Origin of the sequence: Xanthomonas sp. LMG 12459 (assembly GCF_009192905.1) — a bacterium.
Lineage (GTDB): Bacteria > Pseudomonadota > Gammaproteobacteria > Xanthomonadales > Xanthomonadaceae > Xanthomonas_A > Xanthomonas_A sontii.
This window is the reverse complement of sequence record NZ_NSGT01000098.1, coordinates 1-22,444: the sequence shown is the minus strand read 5'-3', so window position 1 is coordinate 22,444 and position 22,444 is coordinate 1. Positions and strand designations below refer to the sequence as shown.

The following is a 22,444-nucleotide window of genomic DNA, read 5'->3' as shown; positions in this document are numbered from 1 at the left end:
CGATGAAACTGGCGGGAAGGGGGGGATTCGAACCCCCGAGGCGCTATAAACGCCTGCCTGATTTCGAGTCAGGTACATTCAACCACTCTGCCACCTTCCCGGGTGGTCCCCGGCGGACCGGGGGCGTGCATCATACGGTCCCCGCCGCGCGCGGACAAGCGGGCAGGCGCCGAGCCCCCCGCAAGCGCCCCGGCGCCGCGGGGCGATGAACCCCGCCTGCTGCGTGCCGCGCGCGGCGATTGCTTGATCCGCGCGCGACCGCGATGATGCCCGTCGACCCCAGAAAACACCGGCCGGCCGCAGGCGCGCAATGATCGAATTCGGACACCTCACCCACGTCGGCCTGCGCCGCGACCTCAACGAGGACACCTACTACGGCGACCACGAACTGGGGCTGTGGCTGGTGGCCGACGGCATGGGCGGCCATGCCTGCGGCGAGGTCGCCAGCGCCCTGGCGCGCGAGGCCATCGTCCGTGAAGTGCGTGGCGGCACCGCGCTGGCGCAGGCCATCCGCATCGCCGACGAGGAGATCATCCGCGCCTCGCAGCGCCGCAACGACACCCTGCCGATGGGCACCACGGTGGTGGCGGCGCGGGTCCAGGGCAACCGCTTCGAGGTGGCCTGGGTCGGCGACAGCCGCGCCTACCTGTGGCGCGACGGCAAGCTGGCCCAGCTCAGCCAGGACCACAGCTACGTGCAGGAACTGATCGCGCAGGGCGCGCTCACCGCCGAGCAGGCGCGCGCGCATCCGCACCGCAACGTGGTCACCCAGGCGCTGGGCGTCACCGATCCGCAGCACCTGAACGTGGCGACGATGACCGGCGAGCTGCGCCCGGGCATGCGCCTACTGCTGTGCAGCGACGGGCTCACCGAGGAAGTGGACGATGCCGGCCTGGCCAACGCGCTGGGCCACGACGACTGCAGCGCGCAGGAATGCGTGGACATGCTGGTCGCCGCCGCGCTCGACGAAGGCGGCTCGGACAACATCACCGCGATCCTGGTGCGCTGTCACTGAATTCGGTGCGGCGCGACCGCCGCTCCGGCCGCGCAAGCCACGTCAGGGCACCGCTGGATACTGCATTCTCAACGCTCAAGCCGGCCAGGCTGCCCTGCAGGAGCAGTTGCAGCCGCGACAGGGCTTTACCGGGAACGCCCCGTCGCGGCTGACGCCGCTCTACAACAGACGTCCCACCGTCATTCGAGGTGCCCTTCAGCCAGCCACCGCGTCCGCCACGACCGGTTCGGCGTCGTCCCACAGCGCGCGGCCGGCCTTCTTGCGCAGCTTCTCCAGCCGCGCCTGGTGCGCTTCCAGTTCCGAGGCCGTCGGCACCACCCGCGGCCGCGGCAACAGCATGGTCATGTCGAATGCCGGCCCCTGCGCCGCCGCATGCGCGGCGCCGTCCTCGGCCAGGGCGAAACCGATCTCCTCCTGACCGGAGGTCAGCGCGATGTACACGTCGCTGAGGATCTGCGCATCGAGCAGCGCGCCGTGCAGTTGCCGGTGCGAGTTGTCCACGCCCAGCCGCTTGCACAGCGCGTCCAGCGAATTGCGCTGACCCGGAAAGCGCTCGCGCGCCAGCAGCAGGGTGTCGATCACCGTGGCGCGATCGAGGATGCGGCCGTAGGACTCGCCCAGCCGCGACAGTTCGTAATCCAGAAAGCCCAGGTCGAACGAGGCGTTGTGGATGATCAGCTCGGCGCCGTCGATGAACTCCAGGAATTCGTCGACCACCTCGTGGAATTCCGGCTTGTCGGCAAGGAAATCCAGGGTCAGGCCGGTGACTTCCTGCGCGCCGGGTTCGAAATCGCAGTCCGGGCGCAGGTAGCGATGGAAGTTGCGCCCGCTGGGGCGGCGTTCGAGCAGTTCCACCGCGCCGATTTCGACGACACGGTTGCCCTTCTTCCATTCCAGGCCGGTGGTTTCGGTATCGAGGATGATCTGACGCATGGGACTCGCAGCGGAAAAGGAAGACAAGATCAGGTCGCGACGGCGGCGCCGCCGGCGCGCACGTGCAGGGCCTGGTTGCGCGCCAGCTGGTCGACCCGCTCGTTGTCCGGATCACCGTTGTGGCCCTTGACCCAGCGCCAGTCGATCGTATGCCGCTGCGCGGCCGCATGCAGCCGCTCCCACAGATCGCGGTTCTTGACCGGATCGCCGCCGGCGGTCTTCCACTGCCGGCGCACCCAGCTCGGCATCCATTCGGTGATGCCCTGGCGCACGTACTGCGAGTCGGTGTGCAGCACGATCTGGCACGGCTCGTTGAGCGTCTCCAGCGCCATGATCGCGGCCATCAGCTCCATGCGGTTGTTGGTGGTGTGCGCCTCGGCGCCGGCCACCTCGCGCTCCAGTCCCTTGTAGCGCAGCAGCGCGGCCCAGCCGCCGGGGCCGGGATTGCCGAGGCAGGCGCCATCGGTATGGATGTCGACAGTCTTCATGAAACTCCGTGTTCAGATGGAAGCGACCGAGCCGCGCCAGCGGACCGGCGCGCGCAACGGAATGGGGCCGATGCCGGCGGCGGTGCGTTTTTCCGCCTGCAGCAGGCAGACCGCGCGCAGCGGCGCGGTGGAGGTGGCCGGGCCGACGCCGCCGCGGGTCGGCCACACCGGCCCGAGATAGCGCAGTTGCTCCACGCACGGCAGGCCGACCTGTTCGAGCAGGCCACGCCAGCTACCTGGCGGACGCGCCACCAGGCCCTGGCGGCGCCAGCGCAGCCGGTACGGGCTCACTGCATTGAGCGCGAACAGCCACAGCCGCCCGCCCGGCATCAGGATGCGCTCGCATTCCTCCAGCAGCGCCGCCGCGTCGGCGGCGAGCACGTGCTGCAGGACGATGGCGTTGACGCTTTCCGACGGCAGCGGCAGTGGCAGCGTGCACACCAGGTCGCCGGCGTAGCCGCAGGCGCTGCGGTGCAGGCGCACGCCCCGCCCCGGCAGCTCGCGCGCGGGGGGCGGTAGCGGCACCGGGGCCAGCCACAGCCAGGGCTGCGCGGGGCGCTTGAGCAAGGCGTCGAGGATCAGCGGCTGCTCGGTCTGCAGCAACGCCTGCGCCCCGGCAGTATCAAACCAGGATGAGACGTTGGCTTGACGAGGGAGCGACACGGCAGGCATGGTGCCAATTCTATGCGACTGATCGCCCTGCCCGCATTCCAGGATAACTACATCTGGGCGATCGCCACGGACGACGGGCGTGCGTTGCTGGTCGATCCAGGCCAGGCCGAGCCGGTGCTGGAGGCCGCGGCCCAAGGGCTGCAACCCGCCGCCATCCTGCTCACCCATCACCACGACGACCATATCGGTGGCGTCGCCGCCTTGCGCGAACGCTGGCCGGATCTGCCGGTGTACGCGCCGGACGACCCCCGCATTGCCGGATTTTCGTGCGAGCGGGTCGGAGATGGCGAGGTCGTGAAGGTGCTGGACTGGCAGTTCGATACCCTGGCCGTCCCCGGCCATACCCGCTCGCACCTGGCCTACGTCGGCCAGGGCCATCTGTTCAGCGGCGATACGCTGTTCAGCCTGGGCTGTGGGCGCATGTTCGAAGGTACGCCCTCCCAGATGTTGGGTTCGCTGCAGCGCCTGTCCGCCCTCCCGGGGCAGACGCTGGTCTGCTGCGGACACGAATACACCTTGGCCAATGCGGCATTCGCCGTCACGGTCGATCCCACCAACGCTGCCCTGCGGCAGCGCCATCAGGAAGCCCAGGCCATGCGTCACGCTGCCCGCCCCACCGTTCCCGTCACGCTCGCCAGCGAACTGGCCACCAATCCGTTCCTGCGCACCGCTTCGGCGGCGATCCAGCAGGCGATCGGCGCCCGGCTCGGCCGGGGGGTGTCCGACGAAGTGGAAGTCTTCGCCGAATTGAGGCGCTGGAAAGACGATTTCCGCGCATGAGGGCGCTGGCGTTGACGGCGGCGCTGACGCTGGCGATAGCGTCGGCGGCGCCCCCCGCGGCGGCCGCGACTCCGCTTGCGGCGGCACTCGAGCAGACCGTGGCGGGCCTGAACGGCCTGCCGACGGACGCGGCGGCACTGCCGCCGCCGACCACCCGTAACGGGCACGACATCCTCGCCCGCTTCCGCGACGGCCTGGCCGACGCGCGCTGCGACGCCGGCGCCACCGACGCGCGCTGGCAGCAGCAGTTCTCGCGCGCGCCGTCGCGGCTGGCCGACGAGGACGAGGACGTGTTGCCGCTGTTCGGCTACGTGGTCGACGAACTGCGTGCGGCCAATCTGCCGACCGAATTCGCGCTGATCCCGTTCGTGGAGAGCGGCTACCGCCCGGCCGCGCGCAACAGCAGCGGCCCCGCCGGCCTGTGGCAGTTCATCCCCGGTACCGCGCGCAACCACGATGTCCCGCTGGAGAACGGCTACGACGGCCGTCTGTCCGCGGTGGACTCCACCCGCGCCGCAGTGCGCTATCTGAAGACCCTGCACGGCATGTTCGGCGGCGACTGGCGCCTGGCGATCATGGCCTACAACGCCGGCGAATACCGCGTGCTGCAGTCGATGCGCCGCGCCGGCATGAACGCGCAGAACGCGCAGCCGGACAAGCTGCCCGGGCTGTCCTCGGTCACCTACGCCTACGTCGAGAAACTGCACGCGCTGGCCTGCGTGCTGGAACAGGCGCAGACCCGCGACGAATGGATGGCCTCGCTGGATCGCGACGTGCCGATCCTGCAGGCGCAGACCCTGCCCGCCGGCATGGCACTGGACGAATGGGCGCGGCGCCAGGCGCTGCAGGGCAACCAGCTCGCCCGGCTGAACCCGGCCCTGGGCAACGGCCGCAGCGCCAAGCGCGCACTGCCGGTGCTGGCGCCGCGCAGTCTGGGCGGCCCCGTGCTGGCCCAGGACACCACGCCGCCGGCGCAGGACGACACCCCGGTCGTCGCCACCGTGGCCAGCGCCGACGACACTCCCGCGCCGGACCGTGCCAAGCGCGCCGGCGCACGCTCCCGCCACACGCACACCGTGCGCGACGGCGACACCGCCTGGAACATCGCCAAGCGCTACGGCATCACCGTGCAGGCGCTGCTGATGAAGAACGGCCTGTCCGCGCGCAGCGTGCTGCGTCCCGGCATGGTGCTGAGCTACGAGGACTGATCGCGCTCCCGCTGCGGCGGGACGAGCTCCGGCCCATGCTGCAACAACGTCCGCGGATGTGCAGCCACGCTGCGGGGATGACCACCCGTTTCCCCGCGCCTACGACCAGCATGATCGCCTGCAAGGCAGGCCTATCACGGCATCCAGCACCGACGACAACTGCGCGCCTTGCCCCTAGTCCGGCGTGAAGAAGATCCTGGCCAGGCGCGCAATGCCGGTGGTGCCGACGGCGCTGCACAACATGTGGACCAGCATGTGGAGCAAGTGCAACGCGCGGCTGCGGCAGCAGTTATGCCTCGATCGCCACGCGCACAGCGCCTCGTGCCAGACGAAGGCGACGGCGTGACGCGCTTGCCGCCCCTTCGCCACCACCAAGCCTGCCGGCGACCACAGCCGCATGCCTGCACTTGCCGCGCCTCTCCCCACGGCGACGCGCGCACGTCGATCAGCCACGCACACGTCGATGCCCCTGAAACGCAACAGGCCCGGCAATGCCGGGCCTGTTGCGTGCCGCTTTACGCTGTCGAAGCAGCGGTTACAGCTGCGATTCCTGCACGCTGATCTTGAAGTGCTTGCGCATCGCATCGACGTAGGCCTTGGCATCGGCCTCGCCTTCGATCCGCGCCAGCTGCTGCTGGAACATCGCCTGCTGCTCGGCCGGCACCTTGCTCAGGTCGCCCGGCGTCACCTTGGTGACCGCAAACAGCGCATAGCGCTTGCCCACGGTGCCCGGCGCGGCAGGCAGCTCGACCTTGCCCACCGACGGCTTGCCGTCGGCCGGCTGCGGCGCGCTGAAGATCGCCTGGCTGGCCTGCGCACTCGGCATCGGCACGTTGCGCGGCAGACCCGGCATCGGGTTGATCTGCAGCTTCTCCAGGCCGGCCAGGGCCTGCAGGGTCTCGCCCTTGCGCAAACGCTCCAGCAGCGCATCGGCCTTGGCAGCGGCCGCCTTGGCGGTGCGGTCGGCATGCACCGCGGCCACGACCTGTTCGTGCACCTTGGCCAGCGGCTGGATCTGCTCCGGCTGGTGCTGGGTCACGCGGATCAGCACGCTGTGGTTCGGCCCCAGGTTGATCGGGTCGCTGACCGTGCCGTCCTGCACCAGGGTGTCGGAGAACGCAGCGCGCAGCACCGCCGGCTGTGCGGCGATGCCGCTGGCGGTGGCGCGCGAGAACGGCCCCAGCGTCTGCACCGGCAGTCCCACTTCCTTCGCCGCCGAAGCCAGCGCGGTCGGGTTCTTGTAGACCAGGTCCACCAGCTTGCCGCTCAGGTCGCTGAAGGCCTTCTCGCTGTCGGCCTTCAACTGCTCGCTGGCGAGCTGGTCGCGCACCTGCTCGAACGACTTGCCTTCGCCGCCCTTGACCTGGCGCAGCTGGATCACGTGATAGCCGAACTCGCTCTTGATCGGGCCGACGATCTCGCCGGGCTTCATCGCGAACAGCGCGTCCTCGAACGGCTTCACCATCACGCCCTTCTCCACCCAGCCCAGATCGCCGCCGGCGTTCTTGGAACCAGGATCGTCGGAGTTGGCGCGGGCCAGCGCGGCGAAATCGGCGCCGGGCTGCTTGGCTTCGGCCGCCAGCTTGGCCGCCTTGGCCTCGGCCGCCTTCTGCGAGGCCGCGTCCTTGCCGGCGCTGATCAGGATGTGCGAAGCCAGCCGCTGATCGGGCTCGACGAAGCGCGCCTTCTCGTCGTCGTAGCGCTTGCGCAGCGTCGCCTCGTCGGCCGGCTTGACCGGCGGCAGGCTGGCCGCGTTGAGGTCGACGTACTCGATCGTCACGGTTTCCGGCTGCTTGAAGTCCGACTTGTGCGAGTCGTACCACTGCTGCACCTGCGCGTCGCTGACCGGTGCGGTGTCGGCCGGCATTTCCGGCAACAACGCCATCTCCACGTCGCGGGTCTCGCCCAGCATCTTCAGCAGGCGCTCGGTTTCCGGCTTGGTGGCGAACGCCGATTCGGCGATGCCCGACGGAATCACCGACTGCTGCAGCGCGTCGCGCACCAGTTGCTGGAACATGGTCGGCGTACGCGGCGGCGTGCCCGAGGCCAGGGCCAGGCGGTAGCGCTCCGGATCGAACTTGCCGTCGTTCTGGAACGCAGGCATGGAGCTGATGTAATCGCGCACCGCGGCATCGCCGATGACCACGCCGGCGCGTTCTGCCGACAGCTTCGCCACCTGCTCGTCGATCAGCTGATCGAGCAGCTTGCGCTTGTTGTCGATGCTTTCGAACGCGCGCGGATCGAAGTTCTCGCCCTGCTGTTCGCGCGCCTGGATGCGCGCCTGCTCGAAGCGGGTACGGAACTGCTCCGTGCTCACTTCGTGGTGCTGCCACAGCAGCGACACCGGCCACCACGACGGCGCCGACGACCACCACGACGGCGGCGCCTGCACCTTGGCGACGTTGTTGGCACCGACGCCACCGAGGTAGCTGTTGTCGATGACGAACAGGAACGGAATCATCAACAGACCGATGATCGCGGTGGCGATCCAGCCCGAGGTCTTTTCGCGAAGTTTCTGCAGCATTGGGAACCGACGGCCTATTGGCGAGCCGCGCAGTTTAACCCGCTTCACGCCTTGCGGCAGAACCGGCGGCCCGGCAACCCGCGCCGCTCATGCGTCGAGGCGGCGAATCCGGAGCGCATCGAGGACCAAAACCAGCACGCTGCGGAAAAAAAGAAACCCCCGATCGCTCGGGGGTTTCGCGTACAAATGGCGGAGTGGACGGGACTCGAACCCGCGACCTCCGGCGTGACAGGCCAGCATTCTAACCGACTGAACTACCACTCCGCGTTTGAACGGAGGCGGGCGCGAGGCCCACTTTCCCGCAGCGGCCGGGCCAACGCTGGCGCGTGGCGGCGACTGCGAGAAACGAAACCCCCGATCGCTCGGGGGCTTCGGTACAACTGGCGGAGTGGACGGGACTCGAACCCGCGACCTCCGGCGTGACAGGCCAGCATTCTAACCGACTGAACTACCACTCCGCTTTTGAAACTTGTCGCTTGGTGCTCTGGTGGGTGCTGAGGGTTTCGAACCCCCGACCCTCTCCGTGTAAAGGAGACGCTCTACCGCTGAGCTAAGCACCCTAGCGAGTCGATTAGTTTACGGCATCCTTCAGCGCTTTACCAGCCTTGAACGTCGGATTCTTCGACGCCGCGATCTTGATGGAGTCGCCGGTCTTCGGGTTGCGGCCGGTGCGCTCGGCACGGTCGCGCACCTGGAAGGTGCCGAAGCCCACGAGCGTGACGCTGTCGCCCTTCTTCAGGGCCTTGGTCACTTCCGACACGAAGGCGTCGATGGCACGACCGGCTTCGGCCTTGGAGATATCGGCGGCAGCGGCGATCGCGTCGTTCAGTTCGGCTTTATTCATTTCTTGATGACTCCATGTGCGGCAGAAGACCGCGGATTGAGGATCGGGTGTCGGCGTGGCCTGCCTCGCCTGGGCGAGACCCCGATGGATATGTTTTGCACTACCAAGCACGCCCGTTCGCGGTGCTCGCAAGCGCTGCATTTATACCAGCGGGCCCATACCCGCGCAAGCCGAAAAGCCAACAACGGCGCGGGTTTGAGCCGTTTGCGCGGGCGCGGTTCAGCGCGCGTCAGTGCTTGACGCGCGGGTTCGAGGATGCTTTCTGCTTGCGCCGCGACGGCGCCTGTTCGGCGTCGGCGACGGGCTTGGGCGCGAGCGGGCGCTCCAGTGCCAGATCCAGCACTTCGTCGATCCACTTCACCGGCACGATCTTCAGATCGCGGGTGACGTTCTCCGGGATGTCGGCCAGATCCTTGCGGTTCTCCTCGGGGATCAGCACGGTGCGGATGCCGCCGCGCAATGCGGCCAGCAGCTTCTCCTTGAGCCCGCCGATCGCCGAGACGCGGCCACGCAGGGTGATCTCGCCGGTCATCGCCACCTCCGACTTGACCGGCACCTTGGTCAGCATCGACACCAGCGAGGTCACCATCGCGATGCCGGCACTGGGGCCGTCCTTCGGCGTGGCGCCGTCGGGCACGTGCAGGTGCACGTCGTGCTTCTGCAGGAAGTCCGCCTCGATGCCGAGCCGCTCGGCGCGCGAACGCACCACCGACAATGCGGCCGACGCCGATTCCTTCATCACGTCGCCGAGCTGGCCGGTCAGGATCACCGCGCCCTTGCCCGGAACCAGGGTCGATTCGATCTGCAGCAGATCGCCGCCGACCTCGGTCCAGGCCAGGCCGGTCACCAGGCCGATCTCGTTCTGCTCCTCGGCACGGCCGAAGTCGTAGCGGCGCACGCCCAGGTACTTGTCCAGGTTCTTCGAGCCGACGCTGACGCGCGCCTTGTCCTTGCGCGCGGCGCCCTTCTTCGCTGCGGCCTTCTTCGCCGGGGCGGCCGGCTGCGGACCGGCCAGGGCGATCTCCTTGACCACCTTGCGGCAGATCTTGGCCACTTCGCGCTCGAGGTTGCGCACGCCGGATTCGCGCGTGTAGTAGCGCACGATGTCGCGGATCGCGTCGGCACCGATCTCCAGCTCGTCCTGCTTCAGGCCATTGGCCTTGAGCTGCTTGGGCACCAGGTAGCGTGCGGCGATGTTGAGCTTCTCGTCCTCGGTGTAGCCGGGGATGCGGATCACTTCCATGCGGTCCAGCAACGGGCCGGGGATGTTCAGCGAATTGGAGGTCGCCACGAACATCACTTCGGACAGGTCCAGGTCCACTTCCAGGTAGTGGTCGTTGAAGGCGTTGTTCTGCTCGGGGTCGAGCACTTCCAGCAGCGCCGAGGACGGATCGCCGCGGAAATCCATCGACATCTTGTCGATCTCGTCGAGCACGAACAGCGGGTTCTTGCTGCCGACCTTGTTGAGGTTCTGCACGATGCGACCGGGCATCGAGCCGACGTAGGTCCGGCGATGGCCGCGGATCTCCGCCTCGTCGCGCACGCCGCCCAGCGACATGCGCACGAACTTGCGGTTGGTGGCCTTGGCGATGGACTGGCCCAGCGAGGTCTTGCCCACGCCCGGCGGTCCGACCAGGCACAGGATCGGCCCCTTCATCTGCTTCACCCGCGACTGCACCGCGAGGTATTCGAGGATGCGGTCCTTGACCTTCTCCAGGCCGTAGTGATCGGCGTCGAGGGTTTCCTGCGCGACCTTCAGGTCCTTGCGCACCTTGCTGCGCTTCTTCCACGGCACGCCCAGCAGCCAGTCGAGGTAGTTGCGCACCACCGCGGCTTCGGCCGACATCGGCGACATCTGCTTGAGCTTGTTGAGTTCGGCCTTGGCCTTGGTCTCCACCGGCTTGGGCATGCCGGCCTCGGCGATCTTGCGCGCCAGCTCCTCCAGCTCGCCCGGTGCATCGTCGAGGTCGCCCAGTTCCTTCTGGATCGCCTTCATCTGCTCGTTGAGGTAGTACTCGCGCTGGCTCTTCTCCATCTGCGACTTGACCCGGCCGCGGATGCGCTTCTCCAGCTGCTGCACGTCGATCTCGCCGTCGACCAGGCCGACCAGCATCTCCAGGCGTTCGCCCACTTCCAGGGTTTCCAGCAGGCGCTGCTTGTCGGCCAGGCGCACGCCGATGTGCGCGGCGATGGTGTCGGCCAGGCGGCCGGGCTCGTCGATGCCGGACAAGGTCTGCAGCAGCTCCGGCGGCAGCTTGCGGTTGGTCTTGACGTACTGCTCGAACAGCGACATCAGCGAGCGCGCGATCGCCTCGACTTCGCGCTCCTCGCGCGATTCGGCGGCGTCGATCTCGCGGCCTTCGCCCTGCAGCGCGCCGTCGCGCTCGGCGACCTTGTCGACGCTGACCCGCGACAGGCCCTCGACCAGCACCTTGATGGTGCCGTCGGGCAGCTTCAGCAGTTGCAGCACCTGCGCCAGCGTGCCGACGTTGTACAGGTCGGCCGCCGCCGGGTCGTCGGTCTCGGCGGACTTCTGCGCGACCAGCAGGATGCGCTTGTCGGCCTCCATCGCGTGCTCGAGCGCGCGCATGGATTTGTCGCGACCGACGAACAGCGGGATGACCATGTGCGGGAAGACCACGACGTCGCGCAACGGCAGGACCGGCAGGTCGAGGACTTCGGATTGGGACTGGGCCATGAGGATTCCGATTTGGGAGGCGGGAACGCGATGCGGGCGGCCATAAAAACGCCGATGGCCCCGTTATGGGGCCATCGGCTGGACGATGCAAGGGGAGCGCATAAACCCTTTATTTTTCAGCGACTTACCGGCAGGCACGGGGCGCGGGACGGGGTCGCCGCGCACCGCCCGCCCAGGTCACTCCGCGGAGGCGACCTTCGGCGCCGCCGGCGGGGTCTGGTAGATCAGGTACGGCTCGGACTTGTGCTCGATCACCGACTCGTCCACCACCACCTTGCTGACGTTTTCCTGCGACGGCAGCTCGTACATCGTGTCCAGCAGCACCGACTCGACGATGGTGCGCAGGCCGCGCGCGCCGGTCTTGCGCTTGAGCGCCTTCTTGGCGATGGCCAGCAACGCGTCCTGGCGGAACTCCAGCTCCACGCCTTCCATCTCGAACAGCTTCTTGAACTGCTTGGTGATGGCGTTCTTCGGCTCGGTGAGGATCTTGATCAGCGCCGGCTCGTCCAGCTCCTCGAGCGTGGCGACCACCGGCAGGCGGCCGACGAACTCGGGGATCAGGCCGAACTTGATCAGGTCTTCCGGCTCGACGTCGGCCAGGATCTTGCCGACCTCGCGCTTGCGCTCGGAGCTCTTCACCTTGGCACCGAAGCCGATGCCGCCGGCGTCGTTGGAGCGCTGCTGGATCACCTTGTCCAGGCCGGCGAACGCGCCGCCGCAGATGAACAGGATGTTCTTGGTGTCCACCTGCAGGAATTCCTGCTGCGGATGCTTGCGCCCGCCTTGCGGCGGCACCGAGGCGACCGTGCCTTCGATCAGCTTCAGCAGCGCCTGCTGCACGCCTTCGCCGGACACGTCGCGGGTGATGGACGGGTTCTCGCTCTTGCGCGAGATCTTGTCGATCTCGTCGATGTAGACGATGCCCTGCTGCGCCTTGTCGACGTCGTAGTCGCACTTCTGCAGCAGCTTCTGGATGATGTTCTCCACGTCCTCGCCGACGTAGCCGGCCTCGGTCAGCGTGGTCGCATCGGCGATGGTGAACGGCACGTTGAGCAGGCGCGCCAGCGTCTCGGCCAGCAGCGTCTTGCCCGAGCCGGTCGGACCGACCAGCAGGATGTTGGACTTGGCCAGTTCGACCTCGTCGTTCTTCTGCCGGCTCTCGATGCGCTTGTAGTGGTTGTACACGGCCACGGCGAGCGTGCGCTTGGCGCGCTGCTGGCCGATCACGTACTGGTCGAGCACTTCCAGGATCTCGCGCGGCTTGGGCAGGCTGCTGCGTGCCGACTGCGCCTTCTCCTCGAGCTCCTCGCGGATGATGTCGTTGCACAACTCGACGCATTCGTCGCAGATGAACACGCTGGGCCCGGCGATCAGCTTACGGACCTCGTGTTGACTCTTGCCGCAGAACGAGCAGTACAGGATCTTGTTGCTGTCGCCGGAACGGCCTTGCCGGTCTTCGCTCATTGCTTCGCTTACCCAGTTACCCCACCCGATGAACGGGGGTTCGATTTCGAGAATAGCACAGGGCCGGGAGGACGCTAGCCCGACCCCGGCCCTGCGGAATACGCTGCGTTTTGCAGTACATGCAAGCCTTATGCCGGCTGGATGGACTCATCCGGACGACGCTCCAGGACCTGGTCGACGAGGCCGTAGGCCTGCGCGTCGACGGCGCTCTTGAAGTTGTCGCGCTCGGTGTCGCGGGCGATGGTTTCCAGCGACTGGCCGGTGTGCTTGGCCAGGATTTCGTTCAGCCGCGCGCGCAGCGTCAGGATCTCGCGGGCGTGGATGTCGATGTCGGTGGCCTGGCCCTGGAAGCCGCCCAGCGGCTGGTGGATCATCACCCGCGAGTTCGGCAGCGCATAGCGCTTGCCGGCCGCGCCCGACGCCAGCAGCAGCGCGCCCATCGAGGCGGCCTGGCCGACGCAGATGGTGCTCACGTCCGGCTTGATGTACTGCATGGTGTCGTAGATCGCCATGCCGGCGGTGACCACGCCACCCGGCGAATTGATGTAGATGCTGATGTCCTTCTCCGGATTGTCCGCTTCCAGGAACAGCAGCTGAGCCACGATCACATTGGCCATATGGTCGTCGATCGGGCCGACCAGGAAGATCAGGCGCTCCTTCAGCAGGCGCGAATAGATGTCGTAGGCGCGCTCGCCGCGGCTGGTCTGTTCGACCACCATCGGAACCAGATTCAAGGCCTTGGTCACATTGTCCACGCGGTGATCTCCTGCTGCTCGGGGTCCGTCCCTGCACGGGGGTGTGCAGGGCTTCGCATCGTGTTGCGCCCCGCCGCCGCGGGGAGGTGAAACGGGATCCGCGTCGCGCAGGTCGGCTGCGCAACGCGGCGACGCGCCGTCTTATTGACGGATCGCGTCCTGGAACGACATCGCCTGCTCGGTGTGCTGGGCGCGCTCGGCGATCCAGTCGATCACCTGCTCTTCCATCACACGGCTCTGCAGTCCCCCCATCAACTGGGGATCGTTGCGGTACATCTCAATGACCTGTTCCGGCTCTTCGTAGGTCGAGGCGATCAGGCGCAGCGTCTCCGAGACCCGCTTCGGGTCCAGGCGCAGCTCGTTGCGGCGGGCGACCTCGCCGACCAGCAGGCCGACCAGCACGCGCTTGCGCGCGGCGTCCATGAAGCCCTGATGGGCGTCGTCCGGCACCTGGCCCGGGTCGCGGCCCGAACGGCGCATCTGCTCGACCTGCTGCGCCAGCATGGCGCGCGCTTCGTTCTCGACCAGGCGCGGCGGCATTTCGACCGAGGCGTAGGCGGCGATCAGCTGCTCGCCGACTTCGCGACGCAGGCGGTTCATCAGCGCGCCCTTGAGCTCGCGCTCGAGGTTGATGCGGATGTCCTTGCGGAACTGCTCGGCATCGCCGCTCTTCACGCCGAAGCTCTTGATGAACTCCTTGTCCACGTCCGGCAGCACCGGCGCGGCCACGTCGACCGCCTTCACATGGACCTGGACCTGCTTGCCGGCGAACTGCGGCACGCGCCAGTCGACCGGGAAGTCGACGGTCAGGGTCTTCTCTTCGTCCTTGGACAGGCCGACCAGGCCCTGCTCGATCGCCGGGAACATGACGCCCGAGCCGATCACGCTGCTGCCCTTCTCCACGCCCTCGGCCGGCAGACGTTCGTCGCCGACCTGCGACCAGGTCTCCAGGGTCACCAGGTCGCCGTCCTGCGCCGGACGCGCGGCCGGCTGCCAGGTACGACGCTGCAGGCGCAGGTTCTCGATCATCTGCTCGATGTCGGCGTCGGTGACCTCGGCGGTGTGGCGGATCACCTGCAGCGTCGAGACGTCGATGTCGCCGAAGTCCGGCACCACTTCGAAGGTGGCCACGAACTGCAGTTCGTTGTCGCCGGCGCGGTCGATGCGCGGGTTGCCGGCCAGGCGCAGTTCGTGCTCGCGCACGGCCGAGTCGAAGGTCTCGCGCAGCAGGCCGTCCAGCGCCTCGGCGCGGATCTGCGGCCCGAACCGCTGCTCGATCACCTTGGCCGGAATCTTGCCCGGACGGAAGCCCTTGATCCGCGCGGTGCGCGCGACTTCGCGCAGGCGGCCGCCGACATGGGTTTCCAGGCGATCCTCCGGCAGGGTGAAGGTCAGACGCCGTTCCAGGGTACCGGTGGTTTCGATCGAAGCTTGCATGTGGACTCCTGCCACCGGGAGCCCACGGCTCTCGGCACGATGTAGAAAAGTACGGGTTGGCGCGGGCACGGGACAGCCGCCGCAGCCGGATAGTTTCGCCTATTCCCGCGGCGCCTGCCAGCGCAGGGCCGGGACGCCGCCGTGGCGACGCCGAACCCGCCATCGCCACAAGGGGCCATCGGGGGCTGGATGGTGCGAAAGAGGGGACTCGAACCCCTACGCCTTGCGGCACTGGTACCTAAAACCAGGGCGTCTACCAATTCCGCCACTTTCGCGCTGCGGCGCCGGAAGGCGCCTGCCGGCACATTGTTGCAGGCCGGCCGGCAAAGAAAAAGGCACCTGCCGGAGCAGGTGCCTTTCGTTTTGGTGGGCCGTCAAGGATTCGAACCTTGGACCTATTGATTAAGAGTCAACTGCTCTACCAACTGAGCTAACGGCCCTGAAACTGAGTCGCACATTCTATGTGCTTTTTTGCTTCGTTGCAACACCCGCGAAGCATCGGGTCACGCGATCAATGGGGTGGCTGAGGGGACTCGAACCCCCGACATCTGGAATCACAATCCAGTACTCTAACCAACTGAGCTACAGCCACCATTGAAACCTTGCATCTCCTGCCCGGCGCCATGTGGCGCGCCCGACAGGAATCGAACCTGTAACCGCCGGCTTAGAAGGCCGGTGCTCTATCCAGTTGAGCTACGGGCGCCCTGGCTGGATTGTCGCATTCCTTTCCGCCGTTGGACATCGGATTGGTCGGGGTAGAGGGATTCGAACCCCCGACATCCTGCTCCCAAAGCAGGCGCGCTACCAGACTGCGCTATACCCCGGCGGAACATCCCTCGCGGCCAAGGCCGGAAAGGTCGGCTATTGTGGGAAGCTTGCGGCCCGCTGTCAACGTCGCATGCACGCAACATCGCCTGCGCTATGCTCACGGCTTGCCATCGGCATCGGCCGAGAGCCATTTTGAAGGAGAAAACAGCATGCTTCGCAGCGGCAACCCCGCCCTGAAGGAATCCACCTTCCTCGATCTGCACAGCGGCAACGTGGTCTCGCCCGGCAACGGCACGGTCGTCGCGCGCGACAGCGGTGCGATGACCCTGAACGGCACCGCCAACAAGACCGGCATCCTGTTGATGCTGACAGCGCTCACCGCCGTATTCGCCTGGAGCCAGTCGGTTTCGATCGATGCCGCGGGCAACGCGATGATCGCTCCTGGCGTGGCCGGCTACGCGCTGGGCGGCCTGATCGGCGGCTTCATCCTGGCCCTGATCACGATCTTCAAGAAGGAATGGTCGCCCATCACCGCGCCGCTGTACGCGCTGGTGGAAGGCTTCTTCCTGGGATCGATCTCGGCGATGTACGAAGTGCGCTTCAACGGCATCGTGCTGCAGGCCGTGCTGCTGACCTTCGGCACCCTGTTCGCGATGCTGTTCGCCTACCGCAGCGGCATGATCAAGGCCACCGAGAACTTCAAGTTGGGCGTGGTCGCGGCCACCGGCGGCATCGCGCTGGTGTACCTGGCGACCATGGTGCTGGGCTTCTTCAACATCCAGATCCCCTACATCCACGCCTCCGGCACGGTCGGCATCCTGTTCAGTCTGTTCGTGGTGGTGGTGGCGGCGCTGAACCTGGTACTGGACTTCGACTTCATCGAGAGCGGCGTCGAACAGGGCGCACCCAAGTACATGGAGTGGTACGGCGCGTTCGGCCTGATGGTGACGCTGGTGTGGCTGTACCTGGAGTTCCTGCGCCTGCTGTCGAAGCTGCAGTCGCGGAACTAAGCCGGGAGTCGGGAATCGGGATTGGGGAATCGTAAAAGCGAACTCCCCTTGATCGATGAGCGGGCTTGGCTTCAGACAAGTTTCCGAGCAAAAGAAAGGGCGCCCTGGGGCGCCCTTTCTTTTTTCTGCGATCTTCCGGACGCTCAGAGGCGGCTGGCGATGGCCTTGGCGAAGCCCATGGTGTTGCCGCTGCCACCCAGGTCCGGGGTCAGACCGTCCTTGGCTTCCAGCGTGGCGACGATGGCGTTGCGCAGGCGCTCGGCGTTCTGCGGCTGGCCGATATGGTCCAGCAACTGCGCCGCGCCCAGCAGCAGCGCGCACGGGTTGGCCTTGCCCTGCCCGGCGATGTCCGGGGCCGAGCCGTGCACGGCTTCGAAGATCGCCGCGTCCACGCCGATGTTGGCGCCCGGGGCCAGACCCAGGCCGCCGACCAGGCCGGCGCACAGGTCCGACAGGATGTCGCCGAACAGGTTGGTGGTGACGATGATGTCGAACTGCTCCGGGCGCATCACCAACTGCATGCACGCGTTGTCGACGATCATTTCCTGGAATTCGATCTCCGGGTAGTTCGCCGCCACGTCGCGCGCCACCTTCAGGAACAGGCCCGAGGTTGACTTGATGATGTTGGCCTTGTGCACCGCGGTGACCTTCTTGCGGCCGGTCGCGCGGGCCAGGTCGAAGGCGTAGCGGACGATGCGCTCGGAACCCTTGCGGGTCACCTTGGCCATCGACAGTGCGGTCTCGCCGTCGGCGGACACTTCCTGGCCTTCGCTCAGGTAGGCGCCTTCGGTGTTCTCGCGCACGGTGATCAGGTCCACGCCGGCGCCGAAGCGCGACTTGGTGTTGGGGAACGACTTGGCCGGACGCACGTTGGCGTACAGGTCGAACTGGCGGCGCATGGCCACGTTGATCGAGCTGAAGCCCTCGCCCACCGGCGTGGTCAGCGGGCTCTTCAGCGCCACCTTGTTCTTGCGGATCGACTCCAGCGTGGCGGCCGGCAGCAGGTCGCCGTGCTTCTCCAGCGCCACCAGGCCCGCATCGGCGTATTCGTAGGTGAGGCCGGCGTTCAGCGCGTCGAGCACGAACAGCGTGGCGTCCATGATCTCCGGGCCGATGCCATCGCCACGGATGACCGTGATTGTCTGCGTCATAGGGTTGCGGTTTCCGTACAAGAGGGGGGAGCGCCGCCCGGGAACCGGGGCTGCAGGCGCAAGGAGGTTTCAGCGGTAATTATGCCCGAAGCCGGTGAAGGCGCCCAAAACCGGACGGCCTCCGGCGCGGGCGCCGGTGGCCATCGGGGCAGCCCGAAGCCGGCTCAGTCGTGCGCGTGCTGCGCTGGCGCGGCGGCCTCGCCGGCCTCCAGCGTGTCGAGGAAGTCCACGGCGCGGCGCAGGTGCGGGATCACGATGGAGCCGCCGACCACCAGGCCCACCGAGAACGTCTCGAAGAACTCCTCGCGGCTGACCCCGGCCTCCTTGCACTGGGCCACGTGGTAGCTGATGCAGTCGTCGCAGCGCAGCACCAGCGAGGCGACCAGGCCGAGCAGTTCCTTGGTCTTCACGTCCAGGGCGCCGGCCTGGTAGGTCTGGGTATCCAGCGCGAAGAAGCGCCGCACCACCTGGTTCGGCTCGGCCAGGATGCGCTGGTTCATGCGCTGGCGGAACTCGGTGAACGCGCGGACCCGGTCCTCCCCGGATGCGCCGCCCTCGCCCGTCGCGGCGCCGCTCATGCCTGCACCTCGGGGGCGTGGCCGTCGAGCAGCGGCTCCAGCTTGCCGGCACGGTGCAGCGCCATCATGTCGTCGTAGCCGCCGACGTGGACGTCGCCGACGAAGATCTGCGGCACGCTGGTGCGCCGCGCCAGCGCGACCATCTTTTCGCGCTCTGCCGGGTCCAGGTCGATCCGCACCTCGTTCCAGCTGCGGCCCTTGCTCTTGAGGAAGTTCTTGGCCGCCACGCAGTAGGGGCAGATCGCGGTGGAATAGAGGGTGATCGGCGGGCCGCCGGCGTGGCCGGTGTCGGCAGTTGGGTTGTCCACGGGAAACTCCGGGCGGTGTAGAAGGTCCAAGCCACTATGGTAGCGGCCGGGTGGATTTTCGAGGCCGCTGCCGCAACACTGCGAATCATCCCGGATTCACCGTCGTCCCGGCCGCCACCCGGCGTCCGCCTGCCCCCTGGAGCCTGTCTTGCGCCTGCTGCCGCTCGCCTTCGCGATCACCCTGGCCACCGCCTGCGCCGTGGCGCCGGCCCAGGAGAACAAGCTGCCGGACATCGGCTCCTCGGCCGGCGAGCTGCTGACCCCGGCGCGCCAGGCCGAGTACGGCAAGATGATGCTGGCCGAGCTGCGCAGCTACGGCTACGTGCTCGAGGACCCGCTGATCGACGACTGGCTGCAGACCATGGGCACCCGGCTCGGCGCCAACAGCGACCAGCCGCAGCAGAAGTTCACCTTCTTCATGCTGCGCGACCGCCAGATCAACGCCTTCGCCACCCTCGGCGGCTACGTGGCGGTCAACGCCGGGTTGGTACTGACCGCCGAGCGCGAGGACGAGGTGGCCGCGGTGCTGTCGCACGAGATCGCCCACGTCACCCAGCAGCACGTGCTGCGCGGGGTCGAGCGGGCGCAGCGCGACCAGATCCCGATCCTGCTCGGCATGCTCGCCGCGGTGGTCGCGGCGCAGCAGGCCGGCGGGCGCTCCAGCGGCGACGCCACCCAGGCGGCGATCGCCAGCGGCCTGGGGCTGATGCAGCAGCGGCAGATCGACTACACCCGCTCCAACGAATCGGAGGCCGACCGCCTGGGCATCCGCACCCTGGCGCGCAGCGGCTACGACGTCGACGCGATGGCCGGCTTCTTCGAGCGCATGTCGCTGGCGATGCGCGGCAACCAGGGCGGCTACAGCACCCCGGACTTCCTGATGACCCACCCGGTCACCACCACCCGCATCAGCGAGGCCCACGAGCGCGCCGAGCAGATGAAGAAGAACACCCTGACCCTGACCACCAGCGTGCCCGGCGGCACCCTGAAGGAGCGCGTCGATCCGAACGACGTGTCGCTGAGCCAGCCGCTGGGCGCGCCCAGCAACCCGCTGCTGCCGGGCGGCCTGCAACTGCCGTTCGCCAACTACGCGCGCGGCCCCAGCGGCCAGTTCGAATGGGCCCGCGAGCGGCTGCGGGTGTTCAGCGCCAACACCCCGGCCGATGCGATCCGCGAGTACGAAGGCCTGCGCCAGGGCAGCAAACAGGGCCTGAGCGATGCCCAGCGCTATGGCCTGGCGCTGGCCCGGCTGCGTGCCGGCGGCAGTGCGCAGGAGGTCGCGCAGACGCTGGAAAGCCTGCTGCAGGCGCACCCGGACAACTGGTGGCTGACCGTGGCGGTGGCCGAGGCCGAGGCCAAGGCCGGCCGCAACCAGGCCGCCGACCAGCGCTTCGAGGCGCTGGTCAAGCGCATGCCCAGCAACCGGGCGGTGGCGCTGAGCTATGCGACCGCCCTCAACGAGCAGGGCGGCCGCCAGGCCGGCCAGCGCGCCCAGGCGGTGCTGCGGCCGCTGCTCGGGGCGGCCGCGGAGGACCCGGTGTTCCAGCGCACCTTCGCCCGCGCCTGCGAACTGGCCGGCGACGACACCCGCGCCGGCGAGGCCTATGCCGAGGCGGCCTACCTGAACGGGCATCCGGAGCAGGCCCTGATCCAGCTGAGCAACCTGAAGAAGCGCAGCGACCTGGACTACGTGGCGCGCGCGCGCATCGACGCCCGCATCGCCGCGATCACCCCGACGGTTCTGGAACTGCGCCGCCAGGGCGTGCAGGACCCGGACATGCAACGGCGCTGAAACGCGCCCGTGTCAGGCGTCACTCAAACGTAATAAAACCGTAGTCTACTGGCGACCTTCCTCCCCAGTTCCACGGTGCCGTTGTGCAGAAACGCATCCTGATCGTCGACGACGAGCCGGCCATCCGCGACATGGTCGCGTTCGCCCTGCGCAAGGGCGACTTCGAGCCGGTGCACGCCGGCGATGCCCGCGAAGCGCAGACCTCGATCGCCGACCGGGTCCCGGACCTGATCCTGCTGGACTGGATGCTGCCCGGCACCAGCGGCCTGGAACTGGCCCGGCGCTGGCGCAAGGATGCGATGACCCGCGAAGTGCCGATCATCATGCTCACCGCCCGCGGCGAGGAGAACGACCGCGTCGGCGGCCTGGAGGCCGGCGTCGACGACTACGTGGTCAAGCCGTTCTCGGCACGCGAGCTTCTGGCGCGGATCCGCGCGGTGATGCGCCGCACCCGCGAGGACGACGAGGACGGCAGCGTCTCGGTCGGCAGCCTGCGCATCGACGGCGCCGCGCACCGGGTGTTCGCCGGCGAGGCGCCGGTGCCGATCGGCCCGACCGAGTACCGCCTGCTGCACTTCTTCATGACCCATCCCGAGCGCGTCTACAGCCGCGCGCAGTTGCTCGATCACGTCTGGGGCGGCAGCGTCTACGTGGAAGAGCGCACCATCGACGTGCACATCCGCCGCCTGCGCAAGACGCTGGAGCCGTTCTCGGTGGAAAACATGGTGCAGACCGTCCGCGGTTCCGGCTATCGCTTCTCTGCGTCCATCTGACCGCCGCCTTCGCCTGCTATAACGGCGGACGGATCACGATCCTTTGCGACAGAGTGCGTTCCCGATGCCCCGCCACATCCGCTCCGCCTGGTTGAAGACCCTCGGCACGCTCGCCGGCCTGCTGTTGCTGGCGTTGCTGATCGGCTGGATCGGCGGCCATGTGTGGATGGCGCTGACCCTGATGTCGCTGGGGGTGATGGGCTGGCACTACTGGCGGCTGCGGCGGGTGCTGCGGCGGCTGACCGCGCGCCAGCGCTGGGAGCCGCCGGCCGGCACCGGCGTGTGGAACGAACTGGACCGGCTGCTGTACCGCAGCCAGGCGGAAATGCGCGTGCGCAAGCGGCGCCTGCTGGACATGCTGCGCGCCTACCGCGCCGCCGCCGCGGCGCTGCCGGATGCGGTGGTGGTGGTGGACCGCAACAGCCAGCGCATCCAATGGTTCAACGAAGCAGCCGGCACCCTGCTCGGCCTGCGCCACCCCGGCGACCTCGGCGCGCCGGTGGTGGAGCGACTGCAGCCGATGCCGCTGGCGCACTGGCTCAGCGGCGGCCGCAACGCCGAGCCGATGCTGGACATGCCCTCCCCGGTCGACGACCGCCTGCGCCTGAACCTGCGCCTGATTCCCTATTCCGACGACCACTGGCTGCTGGTCGCGCGCGACGTCAGCAAGCTGCTGCAACTGGAGCAGGTGCGCCGGGATTTCGTCGCCAACGTCTCGCACGAGTTGCGCACGCCGCTGACCGTGGTCCACGGCTACCTGGACATGCTCGACCCGGAGGACTTCCCGGATTCGGGGCCGATGATCGCCGAGATGCGCAAGCAGTCGCAGCGCATGACCCAACTGGTCGAGGACCTGCTGACCCTGTCGCGGCTGGAATCGCAGGAACACGCCAACGAGGAGTCGATCGCGATGGCGCCGATGCTGGCCACGCTGCGCCGCGAGGCCGAGGCGCACAGCCAGGGCCGGCACCGCATCGAGGTCCACGACGAGGCCGATTGCGACCTGGTCGGCTCCAACAAGGAACTGCACAGCGCCTTCTCCAACCTGGTCACCAACGCGGTGCGCTATACCGCGGCCGGCGGCACCATCCGCATCACCTTCGCCCGCGAGGGCGATGGCGCGGTGCTGGCGGTGCGCGACAGCGGCTACGGCATTCCCGCGCATCACCTGCCGCGGATCACCGAGCGCTTCTACCGCGTCTCCAGCAGCCGCTCGCGCGAGAGCGGCGGCACCGGCCTGGGCCTG

General features: G+C 67.9%; 20 protein-coding genes and 9 tRNA genes. 8 read left to right on the top strand and 21 right to left on the bottom strand.

What is annotated here, in order from left to right:
* Nucleotides 1-9: 9 nt before the first annotated feature.
* Nucleotides 10-100: transfer RNA gene (locus CEK65_RS18950), tRNA-Ser, on the bottom strand.
* Between the two features lie 210 nt (nucleotides 101-310).
* Here CEK65_RS18950 and CEK65_RS18945 point away from each other — a divergent pair.
* Nucleotides 311-1,015, top strand: coding sequence for a protein phosphatase 2C domain-containing protein (locus CEK65_RS18945; protein WP_017907821.1), 705 nt, complete (start codon nucleotides 311-313; stop codon nucleotides 1,013-1,015).
* Nucleotides 1,016-1,210: 195 nt separating this feature from the next.
* On the opposite strand, the gene dnaQ is transcribed toward CEK65_RS18945, so the two are convergent.
* The 3 genes from dnaQ to CEK65_RS18930 are packed head-to-tail and all read right to left on the bottom strand — an operon-like array spanning nucleotide 1,211 to nucleotide 3,108.
* The gene (gene dnaQ / locus CEK65_RS18940) at nucleotides 1,211-1,948 is read right to left on the bottom strand and encodes a DNA polymerase III subunit epsilon (protein WP_019801186.1); all 738 of its coding nucleotides are present in this window, start codon (nucleotides 1,946-1,948) and stop codon (nucleotides 1,211-1,213) included.
* A 29-nt stretch (nucleotides 1,949-1,977) separates the two neighbouring features.
* Nucleotides 1,978-2,436: a ribonuclease HI gene (gene rnhA, locus CEK65_RS18935; protein WP_152182656.1), complete on the bottom strand. Its 459-nt coding sequence runs from the start codon at nucleotides 2,434-2,436 to the stop codon at nucleotides 1,978-1,980.
* Nucleotides 2,437-2,448: 12 nt separating this feature from the next.
* Entirely contained in the window at nucleotides 2,449-3,108 is a 660-nt protein-coding gene (locus CEK65_RS18930; protein WP_193314838.1) for a hypothetical protein, read from the bottom strand.
* A gap of 12 nt (nucleotides 3,109-3,120) precedes the next feature.
* Between CEK65_RS18930 and gloB the strand changes: the two genes are divergently transcribed.
* From gloB to CEK65_RS21040, 3 genes are all read left to right on the top strand, one after another.
* Nucleotides 3,121-3,888, top strand: coding sequence for a hydroxyacylglutathione hydrolase (gloB, locus tag CEK65_RS18925; protein ID WP_043092954.1), 768 nt, complete (start codon nucleotides 3,121-3,123; stop codon nucleotides 3,886-3,888).
* The gene (locus CEK65_RS18920) at nucleotides 3,885-5,096 is read left to right on the top strand and encodes a lytic transglycosylase domain-containing protein (RefSeq protein ID WP_152182655.1); all 1,212 of its coding nucleotides are present in this window, start codon (nucleotides 3,885-3,887) and stop codon (nucleotides 5,094-5,096) included. The genes gloB and CEK65_RS18920 overlap by 4 nt, the downstream gene beginning before the upstream one ends.
* A 184-nt stretch (nucleotides 5,097-5,280) precedes the next feature.
* On the top strand, nucleotides 5,281-5,442 hold the full coding sequence (locus tag CEK65_RS21040) for a hypothetical protein (protein WP_193314839.1): 162 nt from the start codon (nucleotides 5,281-5,283) through the stop codon (nucleotides 5,440-5,442).
* Nucleotides 5,443-5,631: 189 nt separating this feature from the next.
* On the opposite strand, the gene CEK65_RS18915 is transcribed toward CEK65_RS21040, so the two are convergent.
* From CEK65_RS18915 to CEK65_RS18850, 14 genes are all read right to left on the bottom strand, one after another.
* Complete coding sequence (locus CEK65_RS18915) at nucleotides 5,632-7,620, bottom strand: peptidylprolyl isomerase (protein WP_152182654.1); 1,989 nt, start codon at nucleotides 7,618-7,620, stop codon at nucleotides 5,632-5,634.
* 187 nt (nucleotides 7,621-7,807) lie between these two features.
* Nucleotides 7,808-7,884, bottom strand: a tRNA-Asp gene (locus CEK65_RS18910).
* A gap of 117 nt (nucleotides 7,885-8,001) precedes the next feature.
* Nucleotides 8,002-8,078, bottom strand: a tRNA-Asp gene (locus CEK65_RS18905).
* A 27-nt stretch (nucleotides 8,079-8,105) separates the two neighbouring features.
* A tRNA-Val gene (locus tag CEK65_RS18900) sits at nucleotides 8,106-8,180 on the bottom strand.
* A gap of 11 nt (nucleotides 8,181-8,191) precedes the next feature.
* Nucleotides 8,192-8,605 (bottom strand): HU family DNA-binding protein, encoded by a 414-nt coding sequence (locus CEK65_RS18895; RefSeq protein WP_157835168.1) that lies wholly within the window; start codon nucleotides 8,603-8,605, stop codon nucleotides 8,192-8,194.
* An 88-nt stretch (nucleotides 8,606-8,693) separates the two neighbouring features.
* The gene (gene lon / locus CEK65_RS18890) at nucleotides 8,694-11,162 is read right to left on the bottom strand and encodes an endopeptidase La (protein WP_152182653.1); all 2,469 of its coding nucleotides are present in this window, start codon (nucleotides 11,160-11,162) and stop codon (nucleotides 8,694-8,696) included.
* Nucleotides 11,163-11,339: 177 nt separating this feature from the next.
* On the bottom strand, nucleotides 11,340-12,626 hold the full coding sequence (gene clpX, locus CEK65_RS18885; protein WP_017907830.1) for an ATP-dependent Clp protease ATP-binding subunit ClpX: 1,287 nt from the start codon (nucleotides 12,624-12,626) through the stop codon (nucleotides 11,340-11,342).
* Nucleotides 12,627-12,754: 128 nt separating this feature from the next.
* The gene (clpP, locus tag CEK65_RS18880; RefSeq protein WP_017907831.1) at nucleotides 12,755-13,381 is read right to left on the bottom strand and encodes an ATP-dependent Clp endopeptidase proteolytic subunit ClpP; all 627 of its coding nucleotides are present in this window, start codon (nucleotides 13,379-13,381) and stop codon (nucleotides 12,755-12,757) included.
* Between the two features lie 141 nt (nucleotides 13,382-13,522).
* On the bottom strand, nucleotides 13,523-14,818 hold the full coding sequence (tig, locus tag CEK65_RS18875) for a trigger factor (protein ID WP_152182652.1): 1,296 nt from the start codon (nucleotides 14,816-14,818) through the stop codon (nucleotides 13,523-13,525).
* Nucleotides 14,819-15,008: 190 nt separating this feature from the next.
* Nucleotides 15,009-15,093, bottom strand: a tRNA-Leu gene (locus CEK65_RS18870).
* A gap of 89 nt (nucleotides 15,094-15,182) precedes the next feature.
* A tRNA-Lys gene (locus tag CEK65_RS18865) sits at nucleotides 15,183-15,258 on the bottom strand.
* Nucleotides 15,259-15,333: 75 nt separating this feature from the next.
* Nucleotides 15,334-15,410: transfer RNA gene (locus CEK65_RS18860), tRNA-His, on the bottom strand.
* Between the two features lie 34 nt (nucleotides 15,411-15,444).
* A tRNA-Arg gene (locus tag CEK65_RS18855) sits at nucleotides 15,445-15,521 on the bottom strand.
* Between the two features lie 44 nt (nucleotides 15,522-15,565).
* Nucleotides 15,566-15,642 (bottom strand) — tRNA-Pro (locus CEK65_RS18850).
* A gap of 153 nt (nucleotides 15,643-15,795) precedes the next feature.
* Here CEK65_RS18850 and CEK65_RS18845 point away from each other — a divergent pair.
* A complete protein-coding gene (locus tag CEK65_RS18845; protein WP_017917385.1) occupies nucleotides 15,796-16,596 on the top strand; it encodes a Bax inhibitor-1/YccA family protein in 801 nt (266 codons plus the stop codon).
* Nucleotides 16,597-16,739: 143 nt separating this feature from the next.
* Here CEK65_RS18845 and CEK65_RS18840 read toward each other — a convergent pair whose 3' ends face one another.
* The 3 genes from CEK65_RS18840 to grxC form a co-directional block, all read right to left on the bottom strand.
* Nucleotides 16,740-17,747 carry an isocitrate dehydrogenase gene (locus tag CEK65_RS18840; RefSeq protein WP_017907834.1) on the bottom strand — a complete coding sequence of 336 codons (1,008 nt, stop codon included), beginning with the start codon at nucleotides 17,745-17,747 and terminating at the stop codon, nucleotides 16,740-16,742.
* Between the two features lie 164 nt (nucleotides 17,748-17,911).
* The gene (locus CEK65_RS18835) at nucleotides 17,912-18,325 is read right to left on the bottom strand and encodes a carboxymuconolactone decarboxylase family protein (RefSeq protein WP_017907835.1); all 414 of its coding nucleotides are present in this window, start codon (nucleotides 18,323-18,325) and stop codon (nucleotides 17,912-17,914) included.
* Nucleotides 18,322-18,633 carry a glutaredoxin 3 gene (grxC, locus tag CEK65_RS18830; RefSeq protein WP_152182651.1) on the bottom strand — a complete coding sequence of 104 codons (312 nt, stop codon included), beginning with the start codon at nucleotides 18,631-18,633 and terminating at the stop codon, nucleotides 18,322-18,324. Before grxC ends, CEK65_RS18835 begins: the two co-directional genes overlap by 4 nt.
* A 148-nt stretch (nucleotides 18,634-18,781) precedes the next feature.
* On the opposite strand from grxC, the gene CEK65_RS18825 reads away from it, so the two are divergent.
* From CEK65_RS18825 to phoR, 3 genes are all read left to right on the top strand, one after another.
* Nucleotides 18,782-20,425: a M48 family metalloprotease gene (locus tag CEK65_RS18825; RefSeq protein ID WP_152182650.1), complete on the top strand. Its 1,644-nt coding sequence runs from the start codon at nucleotides 18,782-18,784 to the stop codon at nucleotides 20,423-20,425.
* A gap of 83 nt (nucleotides 20,426-20,508) precedes the next feature.
* Nucleotides 20,509-21,198: a phosphate regulon transcriptional regulator PhoB gene (phoB, locus tag CEK65_RS18820; RefSeq protein ID WP_017907838.1), complete on the top strand. Its 690-nt coding sequence runs from the start codon at nucleotides 20,509-20,511 to the stop codon at nucleotides 21,196-21,198.
* A gap of 64 nt (nucleotides 21,199-21,262) precedes the next feature.
* The coding region (phoR, locus tag CEK65_RS18815) for a phosphate regulon sensor histidine kinase PhoR (RefSeq protein ID WP_152182649.1) at nucleotides 21,263-22,444 on the top strand (1,182 nt) is incomplete at its 3' end.